The organism is Actinomycetospora termitidis (assembly GCF_030286555.1).
Classification (GTDB): Bacteria; Actinomycetota; Actinomycetes; order Mycobacteriales; family Pseudonocardiaceae; genus Actinomycetospora; species Actinomycetospora termitidis.
Genome location: NZ_JASVWF010000006.1, coordinates 51,100 through 69,842, shown reverse-complemented (window position 1 = coordinate 69,842; position 18,743 = coordinate 51,100). Strand labels below are relative to the sequence as shown.

Here is an 18,743-nt window from a genome sequence, read left to right as displayed (position 1 = left end):
CGGTCAGATCGCGCGTTGTGCCGTCGCCGCGCCCGCTCCGAGGCCGATCATGGCGACCCCGCCCGCCGCGCCGAGCCCGGCGAGGCGACGCGGGGACCGGCTGAACCACGTGCGGGCCGAGGACGCCGTCACCACCCAGATGCTGTCCAGCACGACCGCGATGGCCGCGAAGATCGCTCCCAGGACGAGCAGCTGCACCGGGACGTTGCGCGCGGTGTCGATGAACAGCGGGAGGAACGCGGCGAAGAAGACGACGGTCTTCGGATTGAACAGCCCGACCGGGACACCGCGGAGCACACTGCGCGCCAGACCGCCCCGCACGACCTCCGGAGCCGAACTCGCCAGCTCGTCCCAGGCCGCATGACGGTGCCGGATGGCACTGATCCCGAGGTACACGAGGTAGGCCGCGCCGACGAGCTTGATGACCGTGAACGCGGCCGCCGAGCGCGCGATGAGCTCGCCGAGACCGAACGCGAGCCCGACGACCTGGATCAGCACCCCGAGCGCGTTCCCGATCACCGACGCCAACGCATGCCGCCGCCCGACGACGAGCGCACGACTGATCGCGAAGACCACGCTGGGCCCGGGGATCACGATGATCAGTGCAGCGGCGGCGACGAAAGCGGCCAGGTGGGCGTCCACCGCCGCAGCCGACCACGACTCGGCGGGGCGTGGCCAGCGAATACCGCTACGACGTGCCGCCACAGCGCCGCTGTACACCGATAACGCTCGGCCGCGACGCGGCCGCAACGCGTCGGAGCCGTGCGGACCTCCTCATCGGTCGAACGGGGAGCCCGGCCCGGCCGGGTCGTCGTCGAAGGCATGCGGGTCGATGGCGTCGAACGGCCCGAGCTTCGGCACGTCCGGCTCTGGCGTCGAGGTCGTGAAGTCCCGTGGCCTGGACGACGAGAACGGCACCGGCGGCTGGGCCGCCGCAGTGGCCGCGACCAGCGCCAACGTGGCGCACACCTGCGCGCGGGCCACGTGCAGCGTCGCGTCGGTCGACTGGGCGTCCTGGGCCCGCCGGAGGTGCTCCTCAGCGGCCGCGTACTGGCGTTGCGCCTCGGCGCGGGACAACTCCGGAGGAGTAGGCACGATCCGGACTCTAGGCGAGGACACGGCCCGACGAGGGTCACCCGAGGGCGTGCCGCCGCGCCTCGGCCAGGACCCGGACCTCCGTGAGACGCGGCGAGTGGAGCTCCGGCAGCACCGGCTCGTCCCAGAGCGCCACGGCCGCGTCGCGACGGTCGCGGTCATTCGTCTCGAGCGCGTCATCCGTGGCCGCGAGGAAGGCGAGTAGGTCGACGTCCAGGGGATCGATGTCGAGCCTGTACCCGCCGGGCGCCGCGCCGACCTCGCTCGTGCCGAGCCAGCGTCGTACGCGGGTGATGCCGATGTGCAGGGCTGCCCTGGGCTGTCGTGGGAGATCGTCCTGCCACGCCTCGTCGATCAGGTCGTCCGCTGGGACGATCCGACCGGCCCGCACGGCGAGGAGAGCCAGGATCGTCTGAAGTCGGCGGCTGTGGGGAGGACGGGCGACGTCACCGTCGATCACGGCGATCTCGCCCAGCAGCCGGATCCTCGTGCGTGTCATCCCGACGGCCTCGGCGACGCGGTCGGACCGGGCGTCATGGACGCAGAGTACGGCGACCGAGCACCAACGATGCGGCTCGCTCCAACACCTGCGCTCGCGTCTCCCCCGGGTGCTCCGCGACGATCAACGAGCTCGAGATGGCGCCGGCGAACGCGAGCAGGCACCGGGCCTCGAGGTCGGCCGGGTCGGGGAAGCGGTCGCGGAAGGTAGTCCGCAGGTAGTCCATGCGCTGGTTGTCCACCCGCTTCAGGCGCGCGGCGACGCCGTCGTCACGTCGTGCCCACTCCCGGACGGCGAGGTCGATGGGGACGAGGTCGTCGGCGAAGGTCAACGCGGCAGCCCGCCGAGCCCGCGTCACCGGATCGCCGCCCTCGTGCTCGGCCCGCTCGATGACCGCGGTGGTGCTCCGCCGCTCCCACTCGTCGAGCACCTCGGTGAGCAGCGCCGGCCGGTCGGCGAAGTACCCGTAGAACCCGCCCTTCGTGACGCCGAGCTCGCGCGCCAGGACCTCCACGCGCACCGCGTCCGGGCCCCGCTCCCCCAGGAGTCGCAGCCCGACGTCGATCCAGGCGTGCCGAGGAGTGCGTGCTCGAACCACGTCCACGGACTATACGGCGCCGTACATCAGAGCTAGCGTGTACGGCACCGTATATCGACACGGAGGTCGGACATGCGACGCTCACGAGCCGCCGAGGCCGGCGGATGGATGGCCCTCGCCTTCGGTGCGACGCACACCGTGCTCGCCCTCGCGATGACCCGTGACGAGTGGGCGCGCATCCACCGTGAGGGCTGGTGGGACACGACCCGGGTCCGCCCCGCTGAGCCCGCGGCGCTCGACCGGTCCCAGGTGCTGTGGCTCAGCCTCGCGAGCTTCGGGGTGCCCTGCGCGGCGCTCGGGGCGTTGGTGGTGTCGACCGCCCACGCGGGTCGGCCGGTGCCGCGGTGGGTCGGCGGGACGTTGCTGGCATGGTCGGTCCCGCTCGTCGTCGTGCTGCCGCGCTCGCCGTCGTGGTTGGCGCCGGTGTTCTCGACGCTGCTGCTCGTCGGGGCGGAGCCGCGCGGCCTCAGTGACCCATCGTGATGTGCGCGCCGCGACTGAGCTGGTCCTCGGTGAAGCCGACGCTGTTGCTGATGTCCGTCCCGAGCGTGACCCGGTAGCTCTTCTCCCCGGCCGGCACGTCGGCGACGGTGAACGAGTACACGCAGGCGTCCGCGTAGCCGGAGGAGTAGGTGCTCCACTGGTTCACCGCCGTGCCGTAACCGGTGATCGACGAGGTCCCCACCAGCGACCCGTCGGCTCCGAAGATCGAAACCGGCCGACCGGTGAGGTAGGTGTTGGAGCACGACGAGCCGGGCGACACCACGCCGTTCATCCCGTAGACGGTGACCGAGCCCTGGACCGTCATGGGCTGGTTCGCGACGACGAGCGTCCCCACCAGACCGAGCGCGGCGATCACCCCGACGATGCCCAGGACGATCCAGCCCCAGCGCGGCCGGCGCGGAGGCGCCGCGGGCGGCATGCCGGCCCACGCCGGAGCGAGCCCGGCCGGCGCGTGGCCGGGCGCCTGGTTCCAGTGCACTCCCCGACCCGCGGGCGGGGCCCACGGGGCGGGCGTCGCGTGGCGCGGTCCGGGCTGGGTCTCGGTCACGGTGTCTCCCCCGACGATGCGTCGACGCCGCCCTCACCGCGGTGCCGTACGACTGACTCGCTCGCCGACGGGGTGTCGTTACGACAAGTGGCGTACGACTGATCCGGCTGATGAGCGGTAACGCCACGCCCGTCACGGCGATGTCACGGTCGGCTTGCGGGGGCCGCTCCCGGACGCCGAGCACCGGTCGGGGGTCGGCCGTGCTGCCGACACCAGCTCCGGAGTCCTCCCGTGACCGCTCCCTCCTCCGAACGCCTTCCCGACGTCGGGCTCCTGTTCCCGTTCCGCGCCTGGGTGCGCCACCCGGTGGTGCGCGCGTGGACGACGTGGTTGTTCGTCGGGCTCGCCCTGGTGCCGGTACTGGCCCGCTTCCTCACGCAGGATTCCGGCGGCACCGACCAGGCGTGGATGTTCGCCGCGTACTTCGCCGCCGCATGGTTCGGCGTGCTGTGGATGCTCGTGCGCCCGCAGGCGGTGTCGGGCGGTCTGCTCGCCGTGCTCTGCGTGGCGGCGCTCGTCGTCGAGGGCCCGCTCGCGATCGTCCTCGAGCGGGCGCTCGACTCCGACACCGACGACCTGGCGCTCAGCATCCTGACCGTCGGCGTCCCGGAGGAGTTCGCCAAGCTGCTCCCGGTCGTGGCGCTCGCGCTCTACGTCCGCCGGCGGGGTCTGGCCCCGCGCGACGCCCTCTTCCTCGGCGCCGTGAGCGGGCTGGTGTTCGGCGCCGCCGAGGCGGTCACCTACGTCACCGAGTACATCCCGTTGGTCTCCGGCGGCGGGGTCGACGCCTCCCTGGCGTCCGTGTGGCGCTTCGTCGTGGGCCCGCTGCTCCACGCGCTGTGGGCCGGGGTCTCGGGCTACTTCGTCGGGCTCGCCGCGCAGTACCGGCGTCCGGGGCACATCGTGGCGCTGACGGCCGTCGGGCTCGGCGCGACCGCCCTGCTGCACGGCGTGTACGACTACGCGGCCGGCGGCTTCGTCGCCGTGCTGATCGTCCTCGTCAGCGTGCTGCTCTTCCTCGGCTACGCCCGGATCGGCCTCCTCGGCTCGCCGGCGCCGCAGCAGGTCCCGATCGTCGACCCGCCGACCATGCCGGTCGCCCTGCCGTCCCTCGCGTCGGGTGGCGGTCTTGGCGTGGCGGGACGTCACGCGAGGTAGGACCTGCGCCGGAGATCCGGTTCGTCCGTCACCCGCCGGGCCCGACGTCGTTGCTCGAACGGGGGACGTCCAGGGGGGACTCGATGACGCGGCACGCGCAACCGCAGCGACAGCAGGAGACCAGCGGCCTCGCCGCGATCGCGGTCCTCGGTGGTCTGTTGGCCCTGATCCTGAGCTTCTTCGCGCACTCGTTCGCGGTCTTCCTCGCGCTCGTGGTGATCGTCCTGGCCGTGATCGCCCTGGTGCGGGCCCGAGGAGGACGGCCGGGTAAGCGCGAGGCGATCGTCGGCCTCGTGATGGCGGTGCTGGCGCTGTTCATCGGGAGCCTGATGAGCGCCGAGGGACAGGAGGGCTTCCAGCAGGCGGTCCAGACCGCGCCGCCCGTGGACCCGAACGCGCTGCCCGCCTCCGTCACGGTCGCGACGGTGCAGTCCCCCGACAACCTGGTGACGACCGCGGGCCGTCGGTTGCACGTGACGATGATGCAGGGGCAGGAGTCGAGCGATCCGTGCCGGACGGGCACCGACACGGCCGCAGCGTCGAAGCTCGTCACCGGTCAGCAGGTGTCGATCGCTGCCCCGGACGCCGCGCACACGGACACCCCGACCGCCGTACCGGCGGGCTTCCAACCCGTCGTCATGACCCTCGCCGACGGCCGCGACTACGCCGAGACCTGGCGGAACATGTCGGCCGAGTCGTATGTCGCCACCTGCCTGGCCGCGGCGGAGACGACCACCGAGGCGCCCGCGCCGACCACGACCACCGAGGCGACCTCGGAGCCCGACGTGGACGACGACGTCGACCGCCCGTACGTGCCGGCGCCGCGGACGAAGGCTCGCTCCGGTCATTCCGGCCATCCGTGCCTGCCCGGCGAGCGCGACGGCGACGGCGACGGCTACTGCGGGGAATAGCGGCCGGTCCAGAAAGCTCAGTTCGCGGCGGCGTCGAGGAACTGATCGTCGATCCAGCGGTCGCGCGAGCGTTCGCGGCCCTGCGCGTCGACGTAGCCGCAGTTCCGGTTGGTGATCACGTTCGGGTGGGCCGGGTCGCCGAACTCGGGCGGGCCGCTGAGGTCGCAGATCGGGGTGGCCTTCTTCGACGCCTTCGTCGCGGTGGCCTTCGTCGTGGCCGTCCTCGACGTCTCCACCTTCGGCACCTTCGTGGGCCTCGCCGTCGTGCGAGGCACGGGCGGCGCCGTCGGGGCCGTCGTGAGGACCACCGGAGCGACGGAGGCCGCCGGCGCGATCGGCGCGGACGCCTCGGCCGGGGCGGACTGGAGCGCGACGGCCGCCCCGCTGCCGCCGACCATCGCGGCGAGCGCACCGAGACCGAGCGCGAGCTGGGCAGGTCGCACGCCGTGGCGCGACGTGCGCTGAAGATGCCGACCCATGGTGTCCCCCGACCTCCGTTGTCGGACGGGGGTTCGCCACGGAGCACCCCTCTGTTAACCCGGCGGCGCGGAGGCGACTCGATCGAGTGAGCCGTCGCGGGCGAGCCGAACCCCAACGCTGACGACCCGCCGCCGGTCTACCCCGTGCCGACGACCTGTCGGCGACGACGAGGGAGAGACCGATGGACGACGACGATGCACGGGTGCGGCAGACGCTGCGCCGGTTCGACCCGTTGTGGCTGCCGCAGGAGCTGAGCGCGGACACGACCGCGCGGCTGGACTGCCTGCTCGACTTCTACCGCCGGGAACACTTGGCCATCCGGTCGCACGCGCGCAGCCTCCTGGGACCGACGACTCCGGTCGAGGAGCTCGTCACGACGGCCATGCAGACGCTGTGCCGGCATCCCCCGACACCGGACGGCCGCCCCTGGAGGGCCCTCGACGAGGCGCTCCGCGACGCCGCGACCTGACCACCCCAACCTTTCGCGGCGCCGGCCGGTCTTCCCGGCATCGGACCGACACCACGCCGGTCCACCCGTGGAAGGGAACCACCATGCGCCGTCACGCCGCCTCCCTCCTCCTCGGTGGTGCCCTCGCAGCCCTGCTGACCATCGGCACCGCCGGGGTGGCCAGCGCGGTCCCCACCACCGCCGAGACCGCTTCCGGTCCCTGGTCCGCGATCGCCTTCAGCATGGAGACCGGCAGCGCGGCCGTGGCCTGGAACTACTCCTCCGAGAGCGCCGCTGCGTCCGCCGCGCGCGGGAAGTGCGGCACGCGGGGCTGCCAGAGCGCGGTCGAGGTCGCCAACGGGTGCGCCTCGCTGATGCAGGCGCCGTCGGGCCGGTGGGGCTGGGCCTACGGACGCTCCCGCTCCGACGCGGACGGCATCGCCGCCTCGCACGCCGGCCGCGGAGCCCGCCTGATCGCCTGGACCTGCAGCGGCGACCACGTCTGACCCGGTCCGCCGAGGTAGATGGCGACCATCTACCGGATCCCGATCAGCCCGCCGAGAATCGGCGACATCGTCCTCCCGCCACCGAACCAGGACGTGATCTGCCATGAACCCGGCCCCCACCCTCGACCCCCGCTCGGCCGCAGACGCGGCGCTCGCCGCGGCCGACTCCGACCACGAGGAGCTTGCCGACCTCCTCATGACCCTGGAGGACCACCGCGGCGCGGCGCTGCTGCGAGCGCGCACCACTATCGGGATCACCGCACGGCGGTGGGACGAGGCCCGGGCGGTGTGGGCGGACGCGTTCGCGGACCTCGAGGCCCACCGGTTGACCTGCGAGGCCGCCCGCGAGCGGATGCCCGCGCGGGGTCGCCTCTCCCGGTCCGCCCGAGAGGAGCTGATGACGTTGCTGGCCGCCCCCGACGGGACGCTGACGCTCGCCGGCGACCCGGTCGGGCGTACCGAGCTCGTCGCGCGGGTCCGGGCCGCGGTGCGCGACGTCGGGACGCTCCTCGACGACGTCGTCGCGACCCTGGGCGTCATCGAGCCGCTGGTCGCGGTGTGCGAGGCGGACGCCCGCGCGGCGGAGACCGCCTTCGCCGCCTTCGACGGTTCCCTGTCGACCGACCCGAGCCGGGGGCTTCGGCAACGGGCGGCGGCGTTGCGCCGGGTCGTGGACGAGGACCCGCTGTCGACGCTCGTCGACGGGGAGCCCGATCGGACACCGCACGAGGCGCTGCGTGCCGAGGCGGCCCGGGCGACCCGGTGGCTCGCCGAACTCGCGGACGTCCGTCGGCGGGCCGGGCGACGACTCGGGGACGTCGAGCGTCTCCTCGACGACGTCGCCGACATCCGGCGCCGCAGCACACTCGTCAGCGCCGAGGTCGCCCTGAAGATCGTGGACCAGGGCGACGGCGGGACGCCCCCGGGCTCCGACTCCTCGAGGGACCTCGGGGCTGCGATCGAGCGGGCCCGCCGCCTCGTCGCGGCCTCGGCGTGGGAGGAGCTCGCGACCGTGCTCCCCGCACTCGAGGCGGAGGCCCGGCGCGCGGGCACGGCGGCCAGGGAGGCGCTCGTCGCCTGCCGACATCCGCTGCGGGTCCGCGACGAGCTGCGCGGCCGGTTGGAGGCCTATCGGATCAAGGCCCTGGACCTCGGTCTCGCCGAGGACGTCGCCCTCGCCCGGCTCCACCGCCACGCCCATGACCTGCTGTGGCATTGGCCGTGCGACCTCCGGGAGGCCCGCCGGGCCGGCCAGGCCTACGCAGCGGGCGTCAACCGACGTCGGAAAGGAAGGGCGGTATGACGAGCACGCCGTGCACCGGCTGCGGCAAGGCGGCCGTCGACGAGGGCGTCTGCCTGCGCTGCGGCCTCGAGCAGCAACCCGAGGCGCCCACACCGCCGCCGGACTCCGCCGCGCCACCTCCCACGTCTCCCCGTACGAGCTCGACCGGCGGCGCCGCGACCGGCCCGATCGGGGTACCACGCTCGGGCGTCCCCGACGACCCCGAGGACATGATCCTCGAGAACCCGGCGCTGCCGGAGCGCAAGCGGTTCTGCCGGAACCCGCAGTGCCGGCGCGAGGTCGGGCGGTCCCGGGGAGGCCGCCCGGGCCGGGCGTACGGCTTCTGCCAGGAGTGCCGGTGGCCCTTCGACTTCCGGCCGCCACTCACCCCGGGCACCCTGGTCGCCCGGCGGTACGAGGTCCGAGGAGCCATCGGCCGCGGAGGCATCGGTTGGACCTACCTCGCACGGCACGAACCCCTCGGCGGCCACCACGTCGTCCTGAAGGGCGTCAGCGAACCCTGGCTGCCGGGCACCGCCGCCCTCGAGCGCGAGGAGCTGCGCGCGCTCGTCACCGCCGACCACCGGAACATCGTCAAGGTCCTCGACAAGGTCGACCACCCGTACCACCCGCCGGGCCCGGACGAGGAGAAGCTCGTCATCCCGTACATCGTCATGGACCTCGTGCGCGGCAGGACGCTCCGCCAGGTCCTGCGCCGGCGGATCGAGGCCGGGGACGGTCCGCTCCCGCCGGCGGACGTGTGCGAGCGGATGGCCGCGGCCCTCGACGGCCTCGGGCACCTGCACGGTCTGGGGTTCGCCTACAACGACCTGAGCGACGACAACCTCATGGAGACCCCCGACGGCGGTCTGACGATCATCGACCTCGGCGGCGTGACCGAGCTCGGCGCCACCGGGCTGCTCCAGCGCAAGCAGGGCTTCGCCGACCCGACCGATCCCCCGGCGTCGGTGCCGGCGGACCTCTTCACGGCCGGCCGCACCGCCCTGCGGCTCACGGTCGCGGTCACCGACTTCCGGCACGCCGAGCACGGCATCCCGGACCCCGCGACGGCGCCGCTGCTCGCCGAGCAGGAGTCGTTCGACCTGCTGCTCCGACGGACCGCCCACGCCGATCCCGCGGAACGGTTCGCCTCCGCCGAGGAGAACGCGGACGCCTTCCGCGCCGTCGCGCGCGAGATTCGCGCGACCGCCGACGGTGGTGTCCCGGAACCCGGCCGATCGCTCTACTTCGGACGCGCCACACGCGTCGTCGGGGACGATCCCGACACGTTCCCCGCCGTCACCGCGTCGCCGTCGACGGTCGCCCTGGCGCTCCCCGAGCTCCAGATCGACGTCCGGGACCGACACGCCGGACGGCTCACGACGCTCACGGGCGAGGACCCCGAGTCGGTCCGAGCGGTCCTCGCCGTCGTCCCCGACCCGTCACCGGAGAGCCGGCTCGTCGCCGTGCGGGCCGGCCTGCACCTGTCGGTGGCCTCCGACGGTGCCCGCCCGACGCTGGACGAGCTGCTCGCCGAACTCCCCGACCCTGATCACCTCCCCGACCACGTGTGGCCGGCCTCGTTCCGGGGGCGCCTCGCGTGGGTCCGCGGCGTCCTCCACCTCGCCCTCGGATCGCCGGTCGACGCCGAGACGGAGTTCCGGGAGAGCCGGACGTCGATGCCCGGCGAGGCCGCGCCGAAGCTGGCGCTCGCCCACTGCGCCGAACTGCTCGCGGTGGCGGCGGACCGGTCGGACGATCCCGACGAGGACGGGCACGGCCACCGCGCCCGGGCGCTGCACTACTTCGACCTGGTGTGGCGCACGGACCACGCCTACGTCGGCGCCGCCTTCGGGCTCGCGCGCTGCCGGGTCGCCGCAGGTGACCGGGCCGGCGCCGAACGCGCCCTGCAGGAGGTCCCCGCCGCCTCCCGGCACGCCAGCAACGCCGCGCTGTGTGCGCTCGGTGTGGCGCCCCCCGACACCGAGCAGGATCCCGAGGTCGTGGCCCGCTTCTTCGAGCGGGCGGAGCGCCTCGACCCCGATCACGACGACCCCCTCGCCGTCGACGAGCGGCGGCGGGCCCTGACGACGATCGCGGTCCTGACCGCGTGCCGGACCCGTCTCGACCGCTCCGCGCGCGTGGCCGGCGACGGGACCCCGGCCACGGTCCTGGGCTGGGCCCTCACCCCGCAGGGGCTGGGTCGCGGCCTCGAGCACGCCCACCGTGCCGCGGCCGCCCTCCCCGGCGACCGTGCGACGCGGGACGCCCACGTCGACGCCGCCAACGCCGTGCGCCGTTGGAGCCTGTGGTGACCCGCCCGCCGTCGACCGGACACGGCTGGGCGAGCTGTTCCGACTGCACCTCGCCCGTCCATCCCGACGATCGGTTCTGCGAGACGTGCGGTGCCCGTCGACCGGACCCCCGGGACCGGGTCGAACTCGTCGCCGACCGGCTCGGGGCGGTCAGCGACCGGGGCGTCCGGCACCGGCACAACGAGGACGCCGTCGGCATCCGCAGCGTGTCCGACGGTGGACGCGGGTCCGCGCGCATCACCGTCGTGTGCGACGGCGTCTCGCGCGGCGCCCGTCCGGACCTCGCCTCCCAGGCCGCCGTGGACGCGGCTCTGGATGTGCTCGTCACGGGGGTCGAGGACCCGGACACCTCGAGCCGCGCGGCCGTGCGGGCGGCCTCGTCCGCGGTCGTCCGACTCTCCACGCGGGCCCCGGTGGATCTCCCACCCGCCTGCACGTTCGTGTCGGCCGTCGTCGTCGGGCGCACTGCCACGGTGGCGTCGGTCGGCGACAGCCGCGTGTACTGGCTCCCCCGGTCCGAGGGTGGCGCCCGTCCCCTCACCGTGGACGACTCGTGGCGCCACGAAGCCGTCGCCACCGGGTCGCTGGGCGAGGCGGCCGCCGCCCGCGACCGCCGCCGGCACGCGATCACGGCCTGGCTCGGCGCCGACGCCGCCCCGCTCGATCCGCGGGTCACGACCGTGCACCTGGACGCGCCCGGTGTGCTCGTGGCCTGCACCGACGGCCTGTGGAACCGGTTGCGGGGCCCCGATGACCTCGCCGAACTCGTCGCGAGTGCCCCGGACGACCCCCTGGCGGTCGCCCGTCGCCTCGTCGGCGAGGCCCTCGACCGGGCCGAGCTGGACAACATCACGGCCGCCGTCATCGACGTCCCGGCCCCGACCACCGACACCGACCTCCCGGAGGAGTCATGACGACCCCCTCACCCACGCCGGCCGCTGCACCCTCCCCGACCGTCGTCGAGCAGGAGGCGGCTGACCGGCTCGTGCTCCGTGGACGCGTCCACCAGACCCTGCACCTGGCCCGGGACGCGGAGGAGGTCCACGCCATCGTCAGCGTCGACGCCGAGGGCGCGGGCACCGCGGTGCCGGACGACACCCCGGAGGCCGCCGAGGTCATCGTCATCGACACGAGCACCTCGACGACGCACCCGGCCGGCACGGACCGGGCGATCGCCGAGGCCGCGACGGCGGCGGTCCGGGAGATGCGGGACGGCGTCCACTTCGCCGTCCTGGCCGGGACCGACGTCGTCCGGCGGGTCTGGCCCACCGACGGAGGGCTCGTGCCCGCGGACGCGACCAGCCGGGCGCAGGCCATCTCCGCGTTGGAGGTCACGAAGGTCGGGGGCGGCACGCGCATCGGACGGTGGCTCCGTGCCGCCGGCGAGCTGCTCGCCGACCACCCGGGCGCGATCCGGCACACGATCTTGCTGACCGACGGAAGAAATGAACACGAGGAGCGGGCGACCCTCGACCTCGCGATCGAGGACACCAAGGACGTCATGAACTGCGACTGCCGGGGCGTCGGCGACCTGTGGCGGTTCGACGAACTGCACGCCGTCTCCAGCGCGATGCACGGCACCACCCGCCGTGTCGCCGACGCCTCGGGACTCGCCGAGGACTTCCGCGAGATGATGGCGGCCTCGATGGCCAAGGAGGTCCCGGAGGTCGCGCTGCGGCTCTGGACCCCGGTCGGCGCCCGGGTCCGGCTGGTCTCGCAGTCCGCGCCGGAGGCCGTCGACCTCACCGCCCGGCGCACCGACGTGGACGAACAGGTCGGTCTCTACCCGACGGGGGCGTGGGGCGGGGAGCAGCGCGACTTCCACCTCGCCATCGACGTGCCGTCCGGCCACCCCGGCCAGACCCGGCACGCGGCGCGTGTCGACTTCGTCCGGATCTGGCCCGACGACAGCACCACGACGCTCGACCAGCAGTTCCTCCGACGCCTTCCCACCGGCGGGGAGGACGGGAAGGACCAGGCCTGGATCACCGCGACCTGGACCGACGACCCGGACATCGACACCGGCCGGGCCGAACAGGTGCAACGCGCCGAGACCGAGAACCGGATCGCGGAGAAGATCCGCGCCGCCATGTCCGCCGTCGGACGCGGACCGGCCGCCGAGGCCGAGGCGGAGGACCTCCTGCGGGTCGCGCGGGAGTGGGCGGTCGGGATCGGGCAGGACGAGCTCGTCCGACAGATCGACGAGCTCTTCGACCCCGAGACCGACACCTACCGTCCTGGCGGACCGAGCCGGGCCCAGGCGCTCGACCTGGAGATCATCACCACCTGGCGACCGGTCCAGACCCGCGACACGGAGGGATGACCCGTGACGGCCGTCCCGACCTGCACCCACCCGGCGGGCCCGGACGGGTCCGGGTGCTGCCCCGCGTGCGGGCTCGAGCTGGCAGCACCGGCCGCGGCCCCCACGACACCCTCGACGACGTCTCCGACGGCCGCGGGCGGCGGAGGTGTCCCGTGCCGGGGTTGTGGCGCCCCGCGGGACGGCGGTCGCTTCTGCGAGGCCTGCGGACGCCCGGACGACCAGGACCCCTCCGCGACCGGGCCGCCGACGGGGTGGACGGCCGTGGTGAGTTCCGACCGGGCCCGCTTCCTCGCGAGCGGCGCCCGTGACGAGGGCGTCGAGTTCCCCGGGGACTACGAGCGGCGGGTCGAGCTGACCACGTCGTCGACCCGCATCGGTCGCCGTAGCCGCCGGGAGCCGTCGCTGCCGGAACTGGACCTCACGGGGCCCCCGACCGATCCGGGGATCTCGCGGCGGCACGCGCGGCTGCTGTGGGAGGCCCACGGCTGGACGCTGCTCGACCTCGGGTCGAGCAACGGCACCGACGTCAACCGCGAGCGGGTCGAGCCGCACCGCCCGAAGCTCCTCGCCTCCGGCGACACGATCGGGTTAGGTCTCTGGACACTCGTGCGCCTCGTCCGGGCGGACGGAGGAGGGGGGAACGACCGTGAGCGAATCGACCGTCGCGACAGGTAATGCCTTGTTCGTGAGCGTTGATGGGGGAACGCGCCGGCGCCTCGAGCCAAATCAGACCGAGATCGTCTACGGCCGCGGGTCGGAGGCGGACATTCATCTGTGCACCGGCGACCAGACGTCGATCTCCCGGAAGGCCGTCTCGTTCCTCTGCGAGGACGGGCTGTGGTGGGTGAGGAATCTCAGTGGCAACCACGCCCTGTACGTCGTCGTGCCCGACGATGCGCCGGTGCCGATCGCGGTCCGGCGAGGAGAGCGCGTCGCCAGTCGCGTCATCTCGCCACCAGGCCTCGTGCTCCGGATCCAGACGGGGATGCGGCGAATCACCATCACGGTCACGACCGAACGGCTCCCGCCCGATCCGCTCCCGACCCCGTCGACGGACGAGGACGATGATCCCACGACACCCCGCTACTCCCTGTCCCCGCACACCCGTTTCCTCCTCGCGTCCAAGTTCCTCCCGGAGGGCCCGTCGGGACCGATCCTCGGGGACCAGGACGCGGCCACGCTGATCAACCGGCTGCGCGGTACCGACGAGGTCAGCGAGAACGCCGTCATGAACGCCGCCAAGAAGGCGCGCGATCTCCTCGAGGCTCACGGGATCCAGGGCATCAAGGGGTCCGGGGCCACCCCACGTGTCCGCCGCGAGCTGCTCGCGTGGGGCCACCTGACCGAGGCGGACGCGCGGTGGCTGCGCGACCGGCTCTGAGCCGCCCGATCCGCACAGATGGTCGCCATCTGGAAGCCGACCCCGTCCGAGGGCGACGGTAGGACCATGAGCAGCAGCGACGCCCCGCAGGGGCGGCCCCTCTCGCGGCGCAGCGCCGTCGCGATCCTGGGCGGCCTCGCGACGCTGGCCCTCGCCGGGTGCTCCGCCCCGACGCCGTCGAGCCCGGCGGGCGCCTCCGGTCCTGTCCGGGCCGACGTCCCCGGCCCGGCCGAGATCAGCGCGGCGACCGCCGGGGACACCCTCCCGGCCGGGGCGCCCGGCGCCGGTACCCCGACGGTCACCCTGGGCACGAAGGACTTCTCCGAGCAGTTCCTGCTCGGTGAGCTCTACGCCCAGGCGCTGCGGGCGAAGGGGTTCACGATCTCCCTCGCGCAGAACGTCGGTGGGACCGAGGTGATCGACTCGGCCTTCGGCGCGGGGCGGATCGGGTGCTATCCCGAGTACGTCGGGGAGATCGCCTCGAGCCTGGCCGGCGCCTCTCCCACGGACGACGCCCTCACCACCTACCGGCGGGCGGCCGAGTACGAGGCGACCCGTCGGAACGCGACGCTGCTCAAGATCTGCCGATTCCAGAACACGGACGTCATCGTGGTCCGCCGCGAGCTGGCCGAGCGCCACGGGCTGCGCTCCGTCCCGGACCTCGCGCAGCTCGGCGCCGCCCGGCTCGCCGCCCAGCCGCCCTTCCGGACCCGCACGAGCGGCCTCGCCGGGATGCGGGCCGTCTACGGGCTCACCGACCTCGAGTTCTTCGCCGTGGCCCCGGACGAGACCTACGGCGCCCTCGACGCGGGCGAGGCCGAGGTCGCCGACGGGTTCAGCACCGACCCGGAGCTCGCGTCGCCCGCCTACGTGGAGCTCGACGACCCGCAGAACCTCTTCGGGTTCCAGTACGTGGCCCCGGTGGTCACCCGGGCCGTCCTCGCGGCGTCGGGGCCGGCGTTCGCCCGCACCTGCAACTGGCTCAGTGCCCGGCTGTCCGTCCGCGCCGTCCGCGAGATGAACCGCCTGGTGCGCCTGGACGGGCAGGACGAGGCGACGGTCGCCCGCGACTTCCTGGTGAGGAGTGGTCTGCGATGACGGGAGTCGTCCGCCGGTCGGTCCGGCTCCTGACCGGGACACGGACCCCGGCCCGCCTCTGGCGCCGCGGGGCCCTCCTCGCGACGCTGTGCCTGCTCACGGCCGTCCTCGGTGTGCTCGCGGGATACGCCCGCACGGACGCCACCGGCGAGACCGGGGTCCGACTGGCCACGATCGAGTACGACGTCGCGGAGATGTACCAGGCGCTGAACGGCGCGAACGCCTCCGCAGCAGCCGGGCTGGGTCGTGACCAGACCCGGTCGCTCACGCAGTTGAGCCGCTACGACAGCTACATCACCTCCGCGTCGCTGCGTCTCGACCACGCCACGAACCTGCTCGGTCCGGACGAGCCCGACACCGCGGCCCTGGAGACGATCACCTACCAGCTGCCCCGCTACACCGCCGCCGTCGACGCCGCCCGCGCCCTGCGCGACCAGTCGCCCACGCTCGGGCAGGCCCAGCTCGACAGCGCCACCGCCCTGATGAGCTCCACCATCCTCCCGGTCGCCGACGCCGTGCAGCAGAGCCGCCGGGCCGCTCTCGCCGACGACTACGAGCGCGCCTCGGGCTTCCCGTGGCTGCCCGTGCTCTGCGGCCTGGCCACCCTCGTCGCGATCGTCGTCGTGTCCGTCGGCGAGGCCCGCCGGACACGGCGAATCCTCAACCCCGGGCTCCTCGCGGCGGGAGCGCTCGTGCTCGTGGCCACGGGCTGGTGGGCCGTCGCCGCGCCGATCGCCGCGGGTCACCTCGATGCGGCCCTGGCCCACAACGCCGCGGCCGCCGATCTGGGCCAGGCGCGGGTCGCGACGCTGCAGGTCCGCGCCGTGGAGATCGACACCCTCGCCAACGACGCCTCGGTGAGCGCCGAGACGCCGGGGCAGACGATCGAGGCCTCGTTCGTCCGGGTCCTGGGCTCCGGCGGACTGATCGACGCCGCCCGGACCGGGGCGAGCAACGACACCGGGACCGCGGCCCCGGATCTCGGCGGGCTGCGGGGGACGGTCGAGAGCTGGCGGACGGCCCTGCACGACCACGGGGCCGGGTCGGAGCAGTCCCGGCAGTCCTTCGTCCGCCTGACGACGTCGGTCTCCGACGCGATCGGCCTCGAGCAGGGCCGGCGAGCGTCGGCGATCGACGCGACGGGCCGGACCCTGACTGGCATCGACATCGGACCGACGGCGCTCGCGGTGCTCGCTGCCCTCGCCGTCGCCGCCGGGATCGCGCTGCGGGTCCGCGAGTACCGATGACGGCGGCCTGACCGACTCGCCTCCCGCCCGACCCGAGCCGTCCCGAGCTCCGTCGGTGATGCGTACTGCCCGAATCCTGCCCGAGTGAGGAGGAGTGCTGTGTCCGCTTCCGTGTCGAACCCGGCATCCGAGTGCCACGACGATGGGCCCACGCCGTGGCTGACCTGCTACGTCGTGCACCACCGGCAGCTCGTCGCGCACGCCCGGCACGTGCTCGGCGCGAGGGCCGACGAGAGCGAGGACGTGCTCCAGGACGTGGTGCACCGGTTCCACCGGCACCCGCCACGCCTCCGGGATCGCGGAGCCGTGCACGCCTACCTCCGGGTCGCCGTCCGGCACGGGGCGATCACGAGACTGGGGCGGAACCGCGAGGTGCCGACCGGACCCGACGTCGTCGCGGCGGCGGTCCGCCCGGATCCCGGGTTCGAGGACGCCGTGGACACCGAGCTGGTCCTCGGGCCCGCCCTGGCCGACCTCTCCCCGCGGCAGCGCCAGGTCATCGCCCTGGTCGACCTGGGCCACCTGCCGGTCGCCGTCGCCGCCACCCGGCTCGGCATCTCCGTCGGGTCCGTGAAGAAGCACAGGTTCGTGGGGCTCCGGCGGCTCCGCGACGACCCCGTCGTGGCCGGTCTGCGCGACACGGCCCGATCCGTCGAGTGTCCGACGCCGTCCGGGCGTCGGTCGAGGAAGGAGACACGATGAACATCGGACAGGTCCTGCGGACCGTCACCGTCGAACCGGTGGAGGAACCGATCCCGGGTCGCCACCGGATCGTGCCGGCAGAGACGGTCCCCGCCGAGCCGGCCACCACCGGGACGCTCCAGGAGCACCGGGACCGCGAGCCCGTCCCGGCGATCCGTGAGGAGGCGACCATCTGATGTCCCTCCTGGAACGCGACGACGGGCTCGGCGGCGACGAGCACCACGCCACCCTCGCCTCGCCGCTGGACGCCTCGGCGGAACTCCCGGGGCTCCGGCTGGGGTGGCAGGTGTGGACGGTGCGCGACGACCGCCTGGTCTCGGTCGGCGAGACGGAGTTCTGGCCGGTGCGGCGGGCGCGGGTCGCGCGGTGCGCGACCCGGAACCACGTCGCCCCGGCGCCCGGCTGCGGGTGCGGTCTCCCGGTGCGTGACGAGGCGGCCCTCCCCGGGCTGGCCGTCCGCTGGCCGGGGACGGCCCTCGTCATCGGGTGTGTCGCGTTCTGGGGAGGCTTCGACGGACGATCGACGGCCGGGCCGGGCGGGCGCGCGAAGCGGGCCTACCCGGTCCTGCTGATCGGCAACGACAGGGTCACGCCGGACCAGCGTCGGGTCCTGGGGTCCACGTACGGCGTGCCGGTCTACGCGGGGGCCGCCGACACCGTCGCGATGTTCGCCGACCCGCTGCGCCGGGTCGTGTGGCAGACCCTGCGCCTCCGCCTCGAGTCCTCGCTGGGTGCGCGCGGTGCCGGGGGGACGCGGCGGCGGCTGGTCGAGGACCTCGTCGCCGAGGTGGTCACCGCCTGGTCGGCGGCCGAGGCCTGGCGCGCCGGTCGCTCCCCCGCGGTGGGCGCACCCCGCGTCCCGGGGCAGCGCCGCTCGCCGGAGACCCACGAGGCCCCGGCCCCTGCGGTCGTCCCCGACGTGGCCGGGCTCGTCGTCGCCTGGCGCACGTGGCAGCTGGCCGGGACCCGGCTCACCTCGGTCACCTGCCCCGACGCCTGGCCCGGGCTGCAACCGATGGTGGGTGCGTGCGCGGTCGGGGGCTACCACTCCGTGCCGGCCGCGAGCTGCAGCTGCGGGGTCTACGCGGCGCGCGACATCGCCTACGCCGGCCGGTACCACGGCAGCGGTTCCGGCGCGTCGGTGATGGGCTGCGTGGGCCTGTGGGGGCGGCTGGTCGAGGCGGAGTTCGGCTGGCGGGCGCAGAAGGCCTACCCGCTGGTGCTCCTGGCCTCGCCCGGCGTCCCGACGATGGCCCGGCAGGCTCTCGAACGGACGTACGGCGTCACCGTCGTGCCGTGGCACACGGACGGACACCCCTGGAGCACCCCGTCGACGGGTCGCGCGGCCGAGGTCCTCCGAGCCGCGCTGGAACGCAGCCACGGTCGCATCGACGGACCCGTGTCAGCCGCCATCGCCGGGATGAACGGCGCCCCGCGAGCCGTCTCCTCGTCGCCTCCGCGACGCCCGGCGCGGGTGCCGCCGGTGGTCCCCGCTCCCCCGCCGCCCCCCGCCGCTCCGCCCGTGCGGGGTCGACCGGCATCGATGGGACCGGTGACGGCCGGGAACTGGGCGCCGATGATCCTCTACGGCGTCGTGGTCGCCACGATCATCGCGCTCCTCCTGGTCAAGCTGCTGCAGTGAGGTGGAC

At 74.1% G+C, this 18,743-nt stretch carries 22 protein-coding genes; 16 read left to right on the top strand and 6 right to left on the bottom strand.

Translation table 11 applies throughout. The features are described 5' to 3' along the window. Positions 1-3: 3 nt before the first annotated feature. The 4 genes from QRT03_RS23390 to QRT03_RS23375 all read right to left on the bottom strand — a co-directional run bounded on the left by QRT03_RS23390 (position 4) and on the right by QRT03_RS23375 (position 2,192). A complete protein-coding gene (locus QRT03_RS23390; RefSeq protein WP_286055494.1) occupies positions 4-642 on the bottom strand; it encodes a LysE family translocator in 639 nt (212 codons plus the stop codon). A 132-nt stretch (positions 643-774) separates the two neighbouring features. Beyond that, positions 775-1,095, bottom strand: coding sequence for a hypothetical protein (locus tag QRT03_RS23385; protein WP_286055493.1), 321 nt, complete (start codon positions 1,093-1,095; stop codon positions 775-777). Between the two features lie 37 nt (positions 1,096-1,132). Further along, positions 1,133-1,594 carry an AfsR/SARP family transcriptional regulator gene (locus QRT03_RS23380; RefSeq protein ID WP_286055492.1) on the bottom strand — a complete coding sequence of 154 codons (462 nt, stop codon included), beginning with the start codon at positions 1,592-1,594 and terminating at the stop codon, positions 1,133-1,135. Positions 1,595-1,628: 34 nt separating this feature from the next. Then, entirely contained in the window at positions 1,629-2,192 is a 564-nt protein-coding gene (locus tag QRT03_RS23375) for a TetR/AcrR family transcriptional regulator (RefSeq protein WP_286055491.1), read from the bottom strand. A gap of 72 nt (positions 2,193-2,264) precedes the next feature. Between QRT03_RS23375 and QRT03_RS23370 the strand changes: the two genes are divergently transcribed. Further along, a complete protein-coding gene (locus tag QRT03_RS23370) occupies positions 2,265-2,675 on the top strand; it encodes a DUF6463 family protein (RefSeq protein WP_286055490.1) in 411 nt (136 codons plus the stop codon). Here the strand turns inward: QRT03_RS23370 and QRT03_RS23365 are convergent. Beyond that, positions 2,659-3,243, bottom strand: a complete 585-nt coding sequence (locus tag QRT03_RS23365; protein WP_286055489.1) for a hypothetical protein — start codon at positions 3,241-3,243, stop codon at positions 2,659-2,661. The two genes, QRT03_RS23370 and QRT03_RS23365, sit on opposite strands and share 17 nt — an antisense overlap. A gap of 231 nt (positions 3,244-3,474) precedes the next feature. On the opposite strand from QRT03_RS23365, the gene QRT03_RS23360 reads away from it, so the two are divergent. Both QRT03_RS23360 and QRT03_RS23355 read left to right on the top strand, forming a co-directional pair. Continuing rightward, a complete protein-coding gene (locus QRT03_RS23360; RefSeq protein WP_286055488.1) occupies positions 3,475-4,401 on the top strand; it encodes a PrsW family glutamic-type intramembrane protease in 927 nt (308 codons plus the stop codon). An 83-nt stretch (positions 4,402-4,484) separates the two neighbouring features. Next, positions 4,485-5,312 (top strand): DUF4190 domain-containing protein, encoded by an 828-nt coding sequence (locus QRT03_RS23355; RefSeq protein WP_286055487.1) that lies wholly within the window; start codon positions 4,485-4,487, stop codon positions 5,310-5,312. 17 nt (positions 5,313-5,329) lie between these two features. On the opposite strand, the gene QRT03_RS23350 is transcribed toward QRT03_RS23355, so the two are convergent. Next, positions 5,330-5,791, bottom strand: a complete 462-nt coding sequence (locus QRT03_RS23350) for a hypothetical protein (protein ID WP_286055486.1) — start codon at positions 5,789-5,791, stop codon at positions 5,330-5,332. Between the two features lie 182 nt (positions 5,792-5,973). On the opposite strand from QRT03_RS23350, the gene QRT03_RS23345 reads away from it, so the two are divergent. The 13 genes from QRT03_RS23345 (at position 5,974) to QRT03_RS23285 (ending at position 18,736) form a co-directional block, all read left to right on the top strand. Beyond that, complete coding sequence (locus tag QRT03_RS23345) at positions 5,974-6,261, top strand: hypothetical protein (RefSeq protein WP_286055485.1); 288 nt, start codon at positions 5,974-5,976, stop codon at positions 6,259-6,261. Between the two features lie 83 nt (positions 6,262-6,344). Next, on the top strand, positions 6,345-6,746 hold the full coding sequence (locus QRT03_RS23340) for a DUF4189 domain-containing protein (protein WP_286055484.1): 402 nt from the start codon (positions 6,345-6,347) through the stop codon (positions 6,744-6,746). Between the two features lie 103 nt (positions 6,747-6,849). Then, positions 6,850-8,049, top strand: coding sequence for a hypothetical protein (locus tag QRT03_RS23335; protein ID WP_286055483.1), 1,200 nt, complete (start codon positions 6,850-6,852; stop codon positions 8,047-8,049). Further along, positions 8,046-10,343: a tetratricopeptide repeat protein gene (locus QRT03_RS23330; RefSeq protein WP_286055482.1), complete on the top strand. Its 2,298-nt coding sequence runs from the start codon at positions 8,046-8,048 to the stop codon at positions 10,341-10,343. The genes QRT03_RS23335 and QRT03_RS23330 overlap by 4 nt, the downstream gene beginning before the upstream one ends. Next, positions 10,340-11,257, top strand: coding sequence for a protein phosphatase 2C domain-containing protein (locus QRT03_RS23325; RefSeq protein ID WP_286055481.1), 918 nt, complete (start codon positions 10,340-10,342; stop codon positions 11,255-11,257). Before QRT03_RS23330 ends, QRT03_RS23325 begins: the two co-directional genes overlap by 4 nt. Beyond that, a complete protein-coding gene (locus tag QRT03_RS23320; protein WP_286055480.1) occupies positions 11,254-12,666 on the top strand; it encodes a vWA domain-containing protein in 1,413 nt (470 codons plus the stop codon). Before QRT03_RS23325 ends, QRT03_RS23320 begins: the two co-directional genes overlap by 4 nt. 264 nt (positions 12,667-12,930) lie before the next feature. After that, positions 12,931-13,341 (top strand): FHA domain-containing protein, encoded by a 411-nt coding sequence (locus QRT03_RS23315; RefSeq protein WP_286055479.1) that lies wholly within the window; start codon positions 12,931-12,933, stop codon positions 13,339-13,341. A gap of 169 nt (positions 13,342-13,510) precedes the next feature. Beyond that, a complete protein-coding gene (locus QRT03_RS23310) occupies positions 13,511-14,047 on the top strand; it encodes a hypothetical protein (protein WP_286055478.1) in 537 nt (178 codons plus the stop codon). 66 nt (positions 14,048-14,113) lie between these two features. Further along, complete coding sequence (locus QRT03_RS23305) at positions 14,114-15,145, top strand: ABC transporter substrate-binding protein (RefSeq protein WP_286055477.1); 1,032 nt, start codon at positions 14,114-14,116, stop codon at positions 15,143-15,145. Next, positions 15,142-16,392: a hypothetical protein gene (locus QRT03_RS23300; RefSeq protein WP_286055476.1), complete on the top strand. Its 1,251-nt coding sequence runs from the start codon at positions 15,142-15,144 to the stop codon at positions 16,390-16,392. Before QRT03_RS23305 ends, QRT03_RS23300 begins: the two co-directional genes overlap by 4 nt. 99 nt (positions 16,393-16,491) lie before the next feature. Beyond that, positions 16,492-17,094 (top strand): RNA polymerase sigma factor, encoded by a 603-nt coding sequence (locus QRT03_RS23295; RefSeq protein ID WP_286055475.1) that lies wholly within the window; start codon positions 16,492-16,494, stop codon positions 17,092-17,094. After that, complete coding sequence (locus QRT03_RS23290) at positions 17,091-17,270, top strand: hypothetical protein (protein WP_286055473.1); 180 nt, start codon at positions 17,091-17,093, stop codon at positions 17,268-17,270. Before QRT03_RS23295 ends, QRT03_RS23290 begins: the two co-directional genes overlap by 4 nt. Next, positions 17,270-18,736: a hypothetical protein gene (locus QRT03_RS23285; RefSeq protein ID WP_286055472.1), complete on the top strand. Its 1,467-nt coding sequence runs from the start codon at positions 17,270-17,272 to the stop codon at positions 18,734-18,736. The genes QRT03_RS23290 and QRT03_RS23285 overlap by 1 nt, the downstream gene beginning before the upstream one ends. Positions 18,737-18,743: the final 7 nt, after the last annotated feature.